Origin of the sequence: Labrys okinawensis, from assembly GCF_002982075.1 — a bacterium.
GTDB lineage: Bacteria > Pseudomonadota > Alphaproteobacteria > Rhizobiales > Labraceae > Labrys > Labrys okinawensis_A.
Genome location: NZ_PUEJ01000001.1, coordinates 487804 through 501674, shown reverse-complemented (window position 1 = coordinate 501674; position 13871 = coordinate 487804). Strand labels below are relative to the sequence as shown.

Annotated in this window: 13 protein-coding genes; 5 read left to right on the top strand and 8 right to left on the bottom strand. The window is 64.5% G+C overall.

Annotation, left to right across the window (positions count from 1 at the left end; all coding sequences use genetic code 11):
- Positions 1 to 6 precede the first annotated feature (6 nt).
- The 6 genes from C5L14_RS02335 to C5L14_RS02310 all read right to left on the bottom strand — a co-directional run bounded on the left by C5L14_RS02335 (position 7) and on the right by C5L14_RS02310 (position 7752).
- On the bottom strand, positions 7 to 933 hold the full coding sequence (locus C5L14_RS02335; RefSeq protein ID WP_105860399.1) for a 3-keto-5-aminohexanoate cleavage protein: 927 nt from the start codon (positions 931 to 933) through the stop codon (positions 7 to 9).
- A gap of 9 nt (positions 934 to 942) precedes the next feature.
- Positions 943 to 1887: a 3-hydroxyacyl-CoA dehydrogenase gene (locus C5L14_RS02330; protein ID WP_105860398.1), complete on the bottom strand. Its 945-nt coding sequence runs from the start codon at positions 1885 to 1887 to the stop codon at positions 943 to 945.
- 29 nt (positions 1888 to 1916) lie between these two features.
- The gene (locus C5L14_RS02325) at positions 1917 to 2696 is read right to left on the bottom strand and encodes an SDR family oxidoreductase (protein ID WP_105860397.1); all 780 of its coding nucleotides are present in this window, start codon (positions 2694 to 2696) and stop codon (positions 1917 to 1919) included.
- 25 nt (positions 2697 to 2721) lie between these two features.
- A complete protein-coding gene (locus tag C5L14_RS02320) occupies positions 2722 to 4782 on the bottom strand; it encodes an ABC transporter permease (RefSeq protein WP_245443189.1) in 2061 nt (686 codons plus the stop codon).
- On the bottom strand, positions 4779 to 6329 hold the full coding sequence (locus C5L14_RS02315; protein ID WP_105860396.1) for a sugar ABC transporter ATP-binding protein: 1551 nt from the start codon (positions 6327 to 6329) through the stop codon (positions 4779 to 4781). The genes C5L14_RS02320 and C5L14_RS02315 overlap by 4 nt, the downstream gene beginning before the upstream one ends.
- A gap of 298 nt (positions 6330 to 6627) precedes the next feature.
- On the bottom strand, positions 6628 to 7752 hold the full coding sequence (locus C5L14_RS02310; protein ID WP_105860395.1) for a sugar ABC transporter substrate-binding protein: 1125 nt from the start codon (positions 7750 to 7752) through the stop codon (positions 6628 to 6630).
- Positions 7753 to 7940: 188 nt separating this feature from the next.
- Between C5L14_RS02310 and C5L14_RS02305 the strand changes: the two genes are divergently transcribed.
- Positions 7941 to 8624 (top strand): GntR family transcriptional regulator, encoded by a 684-nt coding sequence (locus C5L14_RS02305; protein ID WP_105860394.1) that lies wholly within the window; start codon positions 7941 to 7943, stop codon positions 8622 to 8624.
- A gap of 120 nt (positions 8625 to 8744) precedes the next feature.
- Complete coding sequence (locus tag C5L14_RS02300; protein ID WP_105860393.1) at positions 8745 to 9344, top strand: TVP38/TMEM64 family protein; 600 nt, start codon at positions 8745 to 8747, stop codon at positions 9342 to 9344.
- 36 nt (positions 9345 to 9380) lie between these two features.
- Here the strand turns inward: C5L14_RS02300 and C5L14_RS30235 are convergent, their stop codons facing one another.
- Positions 9381 to 9533, bottom strand: a complete 153-nt coding sequence (locus C5L14_RS30235) for a hypothetical protein (RefSeq protein ID WP_181160983.1) — start codon at positions 9531 to 9533, stop codon at positions 9381 to 9383.
- A gap of 309 nt (positions 9534 to 9842) precedes the next feature.
- Between C5L14_RS30235 and C5L14_RS02290 the strand changes: the two genes are divergently transcribed.
- The gene (locus C5L14_RS02290) at positions 9843 to 10304 is read left to right on the top strand and encodes an SLOG family protein (protein ID WP_181160982.1); all 462 of its coding nucleotides are present in this window, start codon (positions 9843 to 9845) and stop codon (positions 10302 to 10304) included.
- Between the two features lie 65 nt (positions 10305 to 10369).
- On the opposite strand, the gene C5L14_RS02285 is transcribed toward C5L14_RS02290, so the two are convergent.
- Positions 10370 to 11086 (bottom strand): LuxR C-terminal-related transcriptional regulator, encoded by a 717-nt coding sequence (locus C5L14_RS02285; RefSeq protein WP_181160981.1) that lies wholly within the window; start codon positions 11084 to 11086, stop codon positions 10370 to 10372.
- 361 nt (positions 11087 to 11447) lie between these two features.
- Between C5L14_RS02285 and C5L14_RS02280 the strand changes: the two genes are divergently transcribed.
- Entirely contained in the window at positions 11448 to 12062 is a 615-nt protein-coding gene (locus C5L14_RS02280) for a response regulator (protein ID WP_105860389.1), read from the top strand.
- The gene (locus tag C5L14_RS02275; protein WP_245443187.1) at positions 12063 to 13853 is read left to right on the top strand and encodes an ATP-binding response regulator; all 1791 of its coding nucleotides are present in this window, start codon (positions 12063 to 12065) and stop codon (positions 13851 to 13853) included.
- Positions 13854 to 13871 lie beyond the last annotated feature (18 nt).

The following is a 13871-nucleotide window of genomic DNA, read 5'->3' as shown; positions in this document are numbered from 1 at the left end:
GAGGGCTCAAAAATTCACGGCATGGCCGCCTTTCAGGCCCAGCATTTCGCGGGCCTCGTCCGGTGTGGCCACAGCGAGGCCGAGCCCCTCGATGATCTGGCGGACCCTTGCGACCTGCTCCGCGTTGGAACGAGCGAGCACGCCGGGGCCGTTCCAGAGCGAATCCTCCAGCCCGACGCGGACATTGCCGCCCATCGCCGCCGCCATCGCCGCAATGTTGAACTGGTTGCGCCCGGCCCCGAGGACGGACCAGCGATACTGGTCGCCGAACAGGCGGTCGGCCGTGCGCTTCATATGCAGGACGTCGTCGGGATGGCCGCCTATGCCCCCCTGCAGGCCGAACACGGTCTGGATGAACAGCGGAGCCTTCACCAGGCCGCGATCGAAGAAATATTTGAGATTGTAGAGATGGGCCGTGTCGTAGCACTCGAACTCGAAGCGCGTGTCATTGCCGGCGCAGGTCGTGAGGATGTGCTCGATCTGTCCGAAAGTATTGCGGAAAATGATGTCCTTATTGGCCAGATAGGTGCGTTCCCATTCGTGCTTGAGATCGGTGAAGCGATCGAGCATGCCGAACAGGCCGAAATTCATGGAGCCGAGATTGAGCGAGGCGACTTCCGGCGCGAAGGTCGCCGCCGGCCGCACACGCTCCTCGATGCTCATGGTCGGGGCGCCGCCGGTGGTCAGGTTGATGACGCAGTTCGAACGCTGCTTGATCTGGGGCAGGAACCTGGCGAAGGCCTCCGGCGTCTGGTCCGGCTCGCCGGTCAGCGGATTGCGGGCATGCAGGTGCACGATCGCCGCGCCGGCTTCGGCGGCGCCGACGGCCGCATCGGCGATCTCTTCCGGCGTCACCGGCAGATGCGGCGACATCGAGGGCGTGTGGATGGCGCCGGTTACGGCGCAGGTGATGATGACTTTATTGCGGGCCATGATGTCTTCTCACTTTCCGATGTCCTTGGCGGCCTTGCGCTTGTGAGCGAGCAAGGCCATCAGCCGGCGGTCGCGCCACATCTGGCGCTCACCGAGCTTGTCGCGCGGCAGAAGGGCGCTGCGCTCGGCTTCCACCCGCTCCATCACGGGGCCGGCCCAGTCGACGCGGTGCTGCACCGAGGGGAAGATGTTGGCGTAGATGCCCTGATAGCGCTCGGCATAGTCGCGCACGCCACCGGGCGCGTTGAGGTCGATCGTCTCGAACGGCCCCATGAAGGACCAGCGCAAGGCCAACCCGTCGCGCAAGCCGACATCGATGTCCTCGACGCTGGCGATATCGTCGGCCACCAGGCGGAACGCCTCTTCGAGCAGGGCGCCCTGCAGGCGGTTCATGATGAAGCCGTCGATCTCGCGCTTCATCACCAAAGGTGACTGGCCGCAGCTGCGCATGAAATCCGCCGCCTTGCCCATGGCTTCCTGCGAGGTCCAGGGCGAGGGACAGACCTCCACCGCCGGCACCAGATAGGGCGGATTGATGGGGTGGCAGACCAGCCCGCGCTGGCGCCCGGGAAGATGCTCCATGAAGGCGGAGGGCAGGATCGCCGAGGTCGAGCTCGCCAGCACCGCCTTGGCCGGCGCCAGCCTGTCGAGATCGGCGAACAAAGCGCGTTTCAGCTCGACCTGCTCGGGCGCATTCTCCTGGACATGATCGACGTCATCGAGCGCCGCGGCGAGATCGGCCTCGAGATGGATGCGCGCCCTGACCTCGGCTGGTGCGAATCCGCCCAACAGATCGTTGTCAGCAAGATCCGGCAGCATCTCGTCGATGAAGGCCAAGGCCTTGGGCAAGGCATCGGCGTTCTTGTCCCAGAGCCTGACCTCGTGGCCGGCCCTGGCGAAGGTGATGGCCCAGGCACGGCCGATGAAACCGGATCCGATGATGGCTGTCTTCATGGGGTGCTCCCGTCCGAGAGGGTGTTCGCTCACAGGGATTCGACGTTGCCGTCGACGCCCAGGGACTGGCCGGAGATGTTGATCCCGGCGGGCGACAGCAGGAAGAGGACCATCGCCGCCACATCCTCAGGGCCCGTCATGCGGCGTAGCGAGATGCGATCGAGATACTGCTTTTCCATCGCCTGATAGGGCACGCCCACCTGCGCGGCGCGATCACGGATCACTGCCTCCATGCGCGGGCCCCGGATGATGCCGGGCAGGATGGCATTGACGCGGATGCCCGAGGGGCCGAGTTCCTTGGCCAGGCTCTGGGTGAAGCCGATCACCCCCCATTTGGCGGCCGAATAGGGGGTGCGATAGGCATAGCCGTAGCGCCCAGCCGCCGAGGACAGGTTGATGATGGCACCGTCGCCGGCCTGCTTGAGCAGCGGCACGCCATGATGCGTGCACAGGAACTGGCCGGTGAGGCAGACATCGATGGTGCGGCGCCAATCGGCGGGCGCGATCTCCTCGACCCCGCCGGTCGGTCCGGCAATGCCGGCATTGTTGATCAGAGCATCGAGGCCGCCGAGCCCGGCCTTCACCTCCTCGAACAGCCTGGCCACCGCCTCTTCGTCCGACACGTCGCACAGGCTCGCGCCATGTCCGGGATAAGCAGCGCTGAAATCGGCCAGGTGCTGCTCGGCGACATCGCACACATGCACCCTGGCGCCATTGTCGATCAGCAGGTCGGCGATGGCGCGGCCGATGCCGGAAGCTCCGGCGGTGATGAGAACCCGAAGCCCGGGCTTGAGGGCAATTCCAGCCATGGTATTTCCTTATAAAGCAATATGTTCAGGAACTTTTCTCGCGCAATGTGATGACGGCGCAGAGCACCACTACCCCATAGAGAATGGCGCGGGTCGCATAGGGTAGCGTGGTGCCGGCCAGCAGGGTCTGCAGGGCCGTCAGCAACAGCACGCCGCCGATCATGCCGATATAGCGCCCCCGCCCGCCGGTGATCAGCGTTCCGCCCACTACGGCAACCGCGATGGAGGGCAGGAGATAGTCATCGCCCATGCCCAGGCTCGCCTGACCGGAGAAGCCGGCGAGGAGGCAGCCTACGAGCGCCGCGCAGAAGCCCGACAGCATATAGACCTTGACGAGGGTCGCCCCGACGGGAACGCCCGAAAGCTCGGCGGCACGCACGCTGTTGCCGATGGCGTAGACACGCCGGCCGAAGGCCGTCCGGCCAAGCAGGATGGCAGCAAAGAGCACGAACAGGATGACGAGGGGCACGATCGGCGTCACGCCCATCACCTGGCCGGTCATGATCCAGCGCAGCCCCGGGGCCGAAAAACCGTCGGGCGTCCCGCCGGAATAGACGAGCGCGAAGCCCTGCAGAATGCCGTTCATCGCCAAGGTCATCACGATCGGCGACAGGCCGAGGGCAACGATACCGAGACCGTTCAAAAGGCCGATAAACGTGCCGATCGCCAAAGCGAGCGGCAGGGCATAGAGCATGGCACTGTCCGATCCCTTCATCAGGCCGGCGCTGACGATGCCGCAAAAGGCGATCGTCCAAGGCAGGGAGAGATCGAGCCCGCCGGTGAGGATCACGCTCCCCTGCCCCAGCGCGAGAATGGCCAGGAAACTCGCCAGCACGATCAGGGAATTGTAGTAGCCCCAAGAGGCCAGCGTGCTGCCGAGTACGAACTGGCTGACGACGAGAACGATCGCAAAGCAGGCGAAGGCCGGCAGGACGGTGCGCAAATCTTCCTGGCGGCGGGTCCAGAAACCCGGCCGTGCCAATTGAGGCTGATCGGCCGGCAGCCGCAACCGCGTTTCCGGAAGGGACAGCTGGCGGGGCAGACGCCCCTGGCGCCAGGCTGCCAGGCGCCGGCCGCTCAGGCGCAGGGTCGAGGCGAGCACCGACGTGCGGGTGATCGAAGCGCCGAGCACCGCCAGGATCAGGATAGTGCCCTCGACCACGGACGAATAGAAGGCCGGCACGTTGAGAACGAGCAGGATATTGACCACCATCATCAGCACATAGGCGCCGAAGATGGTGCCGACCGGCCCGCCGCGCCCGCCGCCGAGCAGCGTGCCGCCGACGACCACCGCCGCGAACATCTGCAGCAGCATGGGATTGCCGACCAGCGGATCACCCGAGCCGGTCTGCGCGCTGATGAACACGCCGGCCAGCCCGTAGAGCCCGCCGGCGAGGACATAGACGAAGAATTCGCATAGGCGGGTATTGAGGCCGGCGGCGCGTGCCGCATCCCGGTCGGAGCCGACGGCATAGATCGCCTTGCCGAAGACCGTGTTCTTGAGGAGGAGCCAGCCCAGCACCAGGAGGACGAGCATGAGAACCGGGCCAGGCAGCCATTCGGGGATCGCGTCGGCGGTGAAGAAGGCGCTGAACCCGGCGGGAAGCTGCCCACCCGGCTTGTCCATGACCAGCAGCGTCACGCCCTGCAGGATGAACATGGTCGCGAGCGTCACGACGATCGGCTGAAGGCGCAGAAAGGCGATGAAAAAGCCGTTGAAGGCGCCTGCCGCAGCCCCGATGGCGATGCCGGCGCAAGACCACAGGAGGATGCTGGAAGGATCGTCCTGCATGTGGCTTGCCAGCGTGACGTTGACCAGCGAAATCACGGCAGCGGCCGACAGGTCGAACCCGCCCGACAGGACCACGATGGTCTGGCCGATCGCGGCGGTCGCCAGCGTGGCCCCGCCGGTGGCGATGGTCGAGATGTCGTAATAATTGAGGGATCCGCTGACGAGGCGGATCAGGCCGAGACAGACCAGGAAGGCCGCAACGGCGATCAGCGTGCCCCGGTGGCGAGACCAGCGCAGGCCTACGCGCTTGAGCGGCGACGGCTTGAGGGACATATCGGCATGGGCCGCGCTCATGATGCCTCCTGGATGGTGGAAGCGCTGCCCAGCGTGGCGCGCAGAATGGCATCCTCGCAGATCGCGGGACCGGAGAGATCGGCCGCAACCCTGCCACGATAGAGCACGAGGACGCGATGGGCGAGATGGTCGAGTTCCGCGATCTCGGTGGAATGGAACAGGACGGCGCCGCCGGCGGCGGCATATTGCTGGATCAGTGCATAGATCTCGTGCTTGGTGCCGACATCGATGCCGCGGGTCGGATCGAATAGCAGCAGCACGCGGCTTTGCGCGAACAGCCATTTGGCGATGGCGATCTTTTGCTGGTTGCCGCCGGAGAAGGATTTCACGCTGGTCCACAAAGCGCGCATCTGCACGTTGAGCCGGCCGAAGACCCGGGCGACATCCCTCTCCTCGCTGTCTTCATCGATCAGGCCGAACCTGGTATAGCGCTCGACCACCGGCAGGGAGACGTTGCGCTGCCCATCGAGCTTGAGGAAGAGCGCCTCGGTCTTGCGGTCCTCGGGGACCAGGCTGATGCCGATACGCGCCTCGATGGCATCGCGCGGGGAGGTCAGCGTCACCGGCTGCCCATCGATGCGGATCTCGCCGCGATATTCCTCCATGCCGAACAGGGCGGAGAAAAGTTCGAGCTGACCCATGCCCTGGAGGCCGGCGACGCCGAGAATCTCGCCCGCGCGCAGATCGAAGCCGACACGTTCGAGCCTCTTATGCGTGCCGAGGCCATTTACCGACAGCACGGGATCACCGGTCAGCGAAGGCACCGGCGGCTTGGGTGGGAAGGAGCGGCCCAGTTCCCTGCCGGCGATCATGCCGATCAGGTCTTCGTCGGCCACATCGGCAAGGCTGGCGGTGGCGATGTGCCTGCCGCCACGCAGGACCGTGACCCGATCGCAAAAGGCCCTCACCTCCGCCATGCGGTGGGAAATGAAGACGACTGTCACACCATCGCGCTTCAGGCCGTCGATCAGCCCACCCAGCCAATCGATGTCGCGGCCGGACAGGGTGGAGGTCGGCTCGTCGAGAAGGAGGATGCTGGGGCGGCGGAACAAAGCGCGCGCGATCTCGATCTTCTGGCGCAGATTGAGATCGAGATCGCGCAGATCGGTGTCGAGGTCGATCGCCGCCAGGCCGAGCGCGTCCAGATGATCGGCCACCTGCCGGCGCGCCTCGGAGCGGCGGATCTGGCCGAGCAGAGTCGGTGGATAAGGGAGCAGCATGTTGTCGAGCACCGTCAGGTCCTTGACGATGGTCAACTCCTGGAAGGCCGTCTGGATGCCGAGCCGATGGGCCGTGCGCGGGCTGGCGAGCACGGCCTGCTGGCCGAAGATCTCGAAATGCCCTGCGGTCGGCGTTATCAGGCCGGACAGCAGCTTGACGAGGGTCGACTTCCCCGCCCCGTTCTCACCCAGAAGCGCGTGGGTCTCGCCCGCCCGGATCTCGAAGGAGACGCCGTCGACGGCGATGGTCGGCCCGAAGGAACGACTGATGTCGCAGGCCGCGACCGCCGCTTTCGGCGAGGCTATCTGAACGGATGGGGATGACATAGGAAGCGGTCCGTGCAAATTGATGTCTTATCCATGAGGTCGCGCCGCCCCTCACCCTTACCCTCTCCCCGCAAGTGGCGGGGCGAGGGGGCTCAGGCGTTGCGATCCATCCTTTAGCCACTCAAAGCGCCCGCCGGTTGGGCGAGGCCGGATGCTTTCAGTATGAGGCCGTCGGTCGAAGTCTCCCTCGCCCCGCTCTTGCGGGGAGAGGGTAAGGGTGAGGGGCGGCGCGACGGCGACTGAACTTGGCGGCGAGTGCTTGCCTGAATCGCGGCCGCTCATCCGCCACTGCCCACCCTCAATTCTCGGGCTGACCGACCAGCGCCGCCGACAGGCCGAGCTCCGGCGTCTCTGCCGAATAGATCGAGGCGAACCAGCCGGGATTGGAGACCAGCGAAGGCTTGAAGGCATTGCAGCCGGCCTTCATCTCAGCCCAGCTGCCTTCCTGGCAAAGCTTGATCGTCTCGTTCGTCACGATCGGCAAGGGCAGCACGGTGTGCTTGGGAATGTCCTTGCCGTCGAGCTTGGCAACGGCGAGCTTCAGGGCAAGGCCCCCCGAATAAGGCGGCGAGGCATAGGAAATTCGGGGAGCGGCCATCGGCGTATAGGTGCCGTTGGCGCCCTCCACCTCGGTACCCACCGGCAGCATCTGGATGCGGCCGCCGTTCGAGCCCTCGCCGGCGCAGGGCTTGAGCTTGTCGGGGGTGGCGCCCGCTTCGATCTGCATGGTGTTGGCGGTATAGCAACCCACCTGCATCCACAGCCCGTCGATCTCGTCCCATTTGCGCGTGGCCATGATTTTGGACAATTCGGTGCGGGCCACCGCCTGGCTCCACATGCCGACGGCTTCGTTGACGATCTTGATGCCGGGATATTTGGCGAAGACTTCCTTGGCCGCCTTGGTGCGTAGCGTATCGACAGAGGTGCCGGGCACGCCGGTGATGGCGATGATGTTGCCCTTGCCGTTCAGTTTCTTGGCCAGCCATTCGGCCGTGACCCGCCCTGCCTCGCTCTGGTCGATCGTGACGTTGTAGGCGCATGGCTCGGTGATCTCGCCGTCATAGGCGATCACCACCACGCCCTTGCCGCAGGCGTTCTTCACGGCCGCGTTCAGGGCGGTGGGCGAAATCGGGAAGACCACGATCGCCTTGGCGCCCGCCTGCACCATGGCGTTGATCTGCTGGATCTGGCGCTGGGCATTGGGCCCGGCGACCTGAACCTGGAGGTCGACCTTGTCGGCCATCTCCTTGCTGGCGGCCATGGCCTTGACCATGTTGGCGGCCTCGCCCTGCCAGTCATTGCCGATATAGCTCATCGACAGATAGATCTTGTATTTGTCCTTGGCCTCCGCCTGCCCCCCAAGGGCGCATAGGCCGAACAATCCCGCGCCCAGCAGGGCAGCGCTGCGCTTTGCCAATCCCATTCTTCCCTCCCTGTCAGCCCGCTTCGTTGCGGCGGGCACTTCGACTCGTTGATAAGTCAGCTTCTGTGAGCTACTTTTGATCATAAATCAAAGATCAGAATTTTAGCAAGCCTGCCGGCGCTTTCTCCAAACGCCGAACCGACCTACAAGACGAGAATCCCGCCCCGGGATTGCAATGCGGAGGTTCCATGAGCGAAACGAGGTCCAAGGCACGAGAGCCGCTCTCGGTCGTGCGCGTGCAGCGCGCCACCATGCAGGAGGACGTCTATCGCCAGGCCAAGGAACTGATCCTCAATGGTGACCTGGCACCGGGCCAGTCGATCACCATCCAGTGGCTGGCGGATGCTTTCGGCGTCAGTGCCATGCCGGTACGCGAAGCGATTCTGCGCCTCACGGCAGAAAAGGCGCTCACCGTGGTGGCGGGGCGGAGCCTCGGCATTCCCCATCTGACCCGGGAGCGACTGGCGGACCTGACGCGGACCCGCCTGGAGATCGAGGGACTGGCCGTATCCTGGGCCGTGCCCAATCTCCAGCCCGCAACGCTCGCCCGGCTGGATGAACTCGTCGCAGAAATGGACAACATCAAGCCGAACAAGGAAGCCCGGAAGATCTATCTGCGCGCCAATCGGGCTCTTCATTTCGAGATCTATCAGGCGAGCGGCTCGGAAACCCTGATCGGCATCATCGAAAGCCTCTGGCTCCAGGTCAGTCCCTATTTCAACCTGCTGCAGGAACGCGGCAATTTCGTCGTCTCGAACAAGCACCATCGCGTCCTGGTGGAGGCGCTGAAAAAAGGCGACCAAGCCGGCGCGGTTCGCGCCGTCCAGGCCGATATCGGCGACGCAGCCAGTATTCTCGAAACCATCCTCTGACAGGTTCGCGTCCGCATCCAGCCGCAGGCGGGGTGAATGGCCCTTGAGCAAGCGCCCTCGAGGTTGCATCCTGCCGGTGACACGGTATGAACGATAAACGGCACCGGGACTGGTTTGGGCATGCAGGCGGATCTATTGAGTTTTGCCGGCGAGTGGGGCGCGGCCTTGATGCTGCTGCTCTTCTTCGTCAGTGCCGTCTCCCTGCTGCCCCGGCCCGCGCTCTGCATCGTTGCCGGCTCCGCCTATGGTCTCTACGGCATCCCGCTCGCCTTAACCGGATCCATCCTCGGTGCGTCCGTGGCTTACTGGCTCGGCCTTGCGGTAGGCCGCCGCTATGGGCATCGCCTTAGCCGGCGCTGGCGCCTGCTGGCCCCGCTTCGCGAAGCCGTTCGCCTGGGTGGCTGGCGTATCGTGCTCTTATGCCGTTTCGCGCCAATCGCGCCTTCGAGCCTCGTGAGCTTCGTGTTCGGTTCGACGTCGACCGCCTTCGGCCCCTTTCTGGCTGCGACCGGGCTCGGCATCCTGCCCGGCATCGCCTTGCAGGTGGCCGCCGGTGCCGGACTGCGCGCCAGCCTCGATGGTCACCTGTCCACCCTGCAGATCGTCACGTTCGGCTCGGGCCTGTGCGCAGGCTTGACGGCCCTTTTCCTGCTGGGCCGCAAGCTGCGGCAGGTTCTGGCAACCTATCATGAGCCGACGGCGGAAGATCGGATCCGATAGCTCGTCCGCGCGCAATCTGAAACGCCGCCGGCCTCCTCAACTGCGTTTTCTTCGCCGGATCTTGGCCGCCACCGCACCCGCCACCAGCAGGCCTGCCACCGTCAGGGCAAGGATGCCCGTCACCCGGATGGCTGCCAAGGCGAGGATAATGGAGGTCAGGGCATGGATGAGGGCGTCGGCGATACTCAACAAGGGCGGCGCGTACCAATGGGCAAGGAAAGCGATGACGTCCCTTCGAAGATGGCATGAGAGTTGGGCGTTGATGGGGCACTTGCCCGCAACGAGCCCCGCCGCGCCCGTTCCGCCTCTGCAGACGATAGTGGACGTGGCACGGGGCCACCGGATCACATCCCTGTCACGCGGGTTGCAGATCTAATGGCAAGCACAGAAGGCCTGCAGCCACGACCCGATCCGACACCTAGCCGGCATTGGGGGGCGATAGGCGTTCGGTTCAAGAAAACACGTCGACATGAAGACATCCAGAAGAACCGCACCTCAATGCGGTCGCTGGTCCCGCCGGTGGCAGCCATGACGCTCGATAGGCACGACAGATCTCCCACCCCAGCGCAGGGTTCCAACCAGGAGGCCGCGAACCCGCCGGCCAAGCCCAGGACCGTCCTCGTCTGTGGGGATGATGGTGCCGTCGACGAGCAGCGCGTCTTCGCCATCCTGGACCGCCTGCTCGCGGATGAGGGAGAGTTTCGTATCGTTCATGCCGGCAAGCGCGGCGCCGACCTGCTGGCGGCCAGATGGGCCGTCGCCCATCGGATGAAGTCGATCGTCGAGCGTGCCTCCTGGCTGAGATATGGCGTGTGCGCCGGGCCGCTGCGCAACGAGCATATGCTCAACTGCTACGAGCCCTTCCTGGTGGTTGCCTTTCCGGGCGGAAAGGATTGCGCAGACCTGGTCGCACGGGCCCGGCGATCCGGCGTCCGCATCGTTGAAACGGATACGCCGTAAAGCCCACGGCGCGGGTTCCCGGTTATCGCGACAGCGCCGGAATTCCGCCGTCGTCTCCGATCGGATCAGTTGGCATCGCCCTCAAAAAGATTGTTGGTCATGTAGGCGATTTCCGTGCGGTTGCGCGCGCGGATCTTCTGCATGATGTTGCGGATATGCACTTTGACGGTGCATTCTTCCATATTCAGCTTGTAGGCAATGATCTTGTTGGATTCCCCCTGCCGCAGACGCTGGATCACCGCCAGTTGCTTGGGCGTAAAGGCGGCCTGTCGCAACAGGCCCTCATCCGGGCTCTCTTCACCGGCGAATCCGGCGCGTGACTTCAAAGGCAACAAGCCGCTTGCCGGAACGAATACACCTCCCGCCGCCACCAGACGTATGGCCGCCAGGGCGACATCGAGGCTGGAACTCATGCCGATATAGCCCCTGGCCCCCTTGCCGAGAGCCGCCACGATCAGCCGGGGATCCTCGACATCGGAAACGACGATCACCCGGACATCATCGCAATGCTCCGCCACAAAGGCCAGATCGAGGTCGACGATCGCCTCGGTTGCCTTCTGGCCCGTGCCGCAAAGCAGGGCGATGCAGGGTGCGTGCCCTCCCCCATTCTGGTGCCAATCCTGCAGGCTCGCATATCCGACCACAGTAAAGGCCGGGGCAGCGGCGATGAGGCTGTGCGTCAGGCAGCTACGGGTGAGCTGTTTTTCATCGATGACGGCAATCGCCCACGGCGCGCCCTGCCGGCTCTGTTCGGGAAGATTGGGAGTGGGTATCGGTTCCACGAAAGGGATCTTTCCGCAAGAATAATGGGCCATGAGAACTTCGGCAGCGAATTGCCCAAGCACATAGTGCGCCACCTCCCGCCGGCTACCCTTGAAAGCGCAGCTCGTTTGAGTGGGATAGGCAATAGATCAGCGAGGCAAAAAACCCCGCCTATCCGAAATTCTCTTGCGCCAAGCGCTCCAGCCTGAGCAGGCTTGCAAACTCGTCGTGAGACCAATCCCGCCAAGTTGCTCCACTCAACTCCAACCCGTTGGTCAAAATGACTTTAGGAACTTCCTGGCCCCTTTTCCATAGTCTGTCTTGGACTAGTCTGCATGGACTAATGGTCTAAGCCCGGCAACTGGCCTAAAGTGAAGTGTCATGCACGCTTCATCACCGCTGCACTTGCTCCTGATCGACGATCATTCGCTCCTGCGCGCAGGTCTGCGCCTCGTGCTGGAGCAGGGGCTGCCGCATGCCATGATCCGTGAAGCCGGTTCGATCGCCCAGGCCATTGCGGAGGATCAGGTGCGGCCTCATGCGGTGCTGCTGGATATCGAGATGCCCGGCCTCAGCGGCATGGAAGGGCTGGCCGTATTCAGGCGGCGCTGGCCCGGCGCGCCAGTGATCATCCTCACCTCGCATGACGATGTCGGCACCCGGGCGGAAGCCCTCGCCAAAGGCGCCGCCGCCTTCCTGTCCAAGGCGGAGCCGACCGATCGTATCGTCGCCACCGTGGAGGGCGCCCTGCGGGGCGAGACCATCCCTGGCGAGACGGTCCAGTCGGTCGCCAGGACCCAGGCCCAGCTCACGCCGCGCCAATACGAGGTTCTCGACCAATTGAGCCGGGGTTATTCCAACAAGGTGATCGGGCGGCATCTCAACCTCTCGGAAAATACGGTGCGTGTGCATGTGCAGGCGCTGCTGGCCGCCTTCGATGTGGCAAGCCGGGCGGAGGCCGTGGCTGTTGCACGCGACCGCGGCCTGATACGCTGAATGGCGGTGCACTGGTTCAGGCCTGTTCCCGCCCGCATCGCCGCGGAGCAGCTTCGCTTCATGCTGGGCACCGCTCCGTTTGCCTTCATCATCGGTGGCATCGGCAACGCGGCGATGGCCGTCATCTTCGCCCTGAATGCCCCGGTGCTCCCCTTGGCAATCTGGGCCGTCTGCTCTTTTCTGCCCGTACCGTTTCTGCGCTTGCTCGCCAGCCGCTTTCGCGACAGTCCGGATCCCGTTGCAGAGGCCGGCCGCTACCAGCGCTATACCATCGTGCTCGCCACGTCGATCGGTGTCTTGCGGGGCATATTGCCCTGGATCGCCTTCGACCAGGCTTCCCCTCTCGCCATCGCGCTGCTCCTGTGCTTCATGGCCGGCATCCAGGCCGGCTCGCTCACCTTCATGGCCCCCGTATTGCCGGCCTTTGTCGGCTATTCGATTGCGTTCATCGCCATGCTGGCCCTCAAATTGGTCACGCTCGGCGATCCGATGTATTGGGGCATGGCGATCGGCAGCGTCTTATTTTGCATCGCCATCATCGCTTCGGCGCGAAGCGCTTCGCAGACCTTCCAAAAAATGGTGGAGCTAAGGTTCGAGAACAACGAATTGGTGGAGCGCCTGCGCCAGGAGACGGCCATCGCCCAGGCTGCCCGTCTCGAGGCCGAAACGGCCAATCAGGCCAAATCGAAATTCCTGGCCGCCGCCAGCCACGATCTGCGCCAACCCATCCATGCCCAGGGCCTGTTCCTGGAAGTGCTCGCTCGCAGCCCGTTGACGGCACAGCAGCGTGCGATCCTGGACAATGCCCGCGCCGCCTCGAGTGCCTCGGGCGACATGCTCAACACCCTGCTCGATTTCTCGCGTCTGGAAGCCGGCGTCGTCACGGTGAGCAAGCGCAGCTTCGAGCTTCAGCCCCTGCTCAACAGGATCAGCACCGAGCTTGCTCCATCGGCGGATGAAAAGGGCATCGTCTACCGCCAGCGCGATACCGATGTCGTGGTGGAATCGGATCCGGCACTGGTGGAGCTGATCCTCCGCAACCTGATCTCCAACGCCGTTCGCTACACCGAACGCGGCGGCGTGCTGATCGGCTGTCGCCGCCGTTCCGATCAGGTGCATGTCGAGGTCTGGGACAGCGGCATCGGCATCGCCGCCGACAACCAGCAGGAGATCTTTCGCGAGTTTCATCAGCTCGGCAATCCAGAACGCGACCGCCGCAAGGGGCTTGGCTTGGGGTTGGCCATCACCGAGCGTCTCGCCCGGGCCGCCAATCACGAATTGCGACTGCGCTCGGTGGTTGGCCGCGGCAGCAAATTCGCTCTCATCCTGCCGCTCGCAGCCAGGCAGCCGGACAGGCAGGCCGAGCCCGTGCCGGCCGCACCCGCCAACGACCATACGACTTTGGGTGCACCCTGCCGGATCCTCGTCATCGACGACGACGAAGCCGTCCGCGAAGGCATGTTACGCCTGCTGACGACCTGGGGCGCGCAGTGCGAGGCGGTGGAAGGCATCGAGCAGGCGCGGCTTTGCCTCGGCCGCCTGCCGCCGGACCTGGTGATCTGCGACTACCGCCTGCGCGAGCAGCGTACCGGCGCCGAGGCGATTGCCATCCTGCGGGAGCAGATTCCGGGCCTGCCGGCCATTCTGATCACCGGTGACACCGCACCCGAACGGCTGCGCGAAGCAGAAGCCAGCGGCATTCCCCTGTTGCACAAGCCGGTTCTGCCGGCCGCCCTCTTCGCCAAGATCCGCAGCACCTTGCCAGCTGGGGAAAAGCGCGCTCACGGCTGAACCTGGCAGCGCCAGAGC

Bases quoted from the DNA above. Each gene is read 5' to 3' on its own strand.
- C5L14_RS02335 (WP_105860399.1), bottom strand. From the start codon at position 933: ATGGCCCGCAATAAAGTCATCATCACCTGCGCCGTAACCGGCGCCATC.
- C5L14_RS02330 (WP_105860398.1), bottom strand. From the start codon at position 1,887: ATGAAGACAGCCATCATCGGATCCGGTTTCATCGGCCGTGCCTGGGCC.
- C5L14_RS02325 (WP_105860397.1), bottom strand. From the start codon at position 2,696: ATGGCTGGAATTGCCCTCAAGCCCGGGCTTCGGGTTCTCATCACCGCC.
- C5L14_RS02320 (WP_245443189.1), bottom strand. From the start codon at position 4,782: ATGAGCGCGGCCCATGCCGATATGTCCCTCAAGCCGTCGCCGCTCAAG.
- C5L14_RS02315 (WP_105860396.1), bottom strand. From the start codon at position 6,329: ATGTCATCCCCATCCGTTCAGATAGCCTCGCCGAAAGCGGCGGTCGCG.
- C5L14_RS02310 (WP_105860395.1), bottom strand. From the start codon at position 7,752: ATGGGATTGGCAAAGCGCAGCGCTGCCCTGCTGGGCGCGGGATTGTTC.
- C5L14_RS02305 (WP_105860394.1), top strand. From the start codon at position 7,941: ATGAGCGAAACGAGGTCCAAGGCACGAGAGCCGCTCTCGGTCGTGCGC.
- C5L14_RS02300 (WP_105860393.1), top strand. From the start codon at position 8,745: ATGCAGGCGGATCTATTGAGTTTTGCCGGCGAGTGGGGCGCGGCCTTG.
- C5L14_RS02290 (WP_181160982.1), top strand. From the start codon at position 9,843: ATGCGGTCGCTGGTCCCGCCGGTGGCAGCCATGACGCTCGATAGGCAC.
- C5L14_RS02280 (WP_105860389.1), top strand. From the start codon at position 11,448: ATGCACGCTTCATCACCGCTGCACTTGCTCCTGATCGACGATCATTCG.
- C5L14_RS02275 (WP_245443187.1), top strand. From the start codon at position 12,063: ATGGCGGTGCACTGGTTCAGGCCTGTTCCCGCCCGCATCGCCGCGGAG.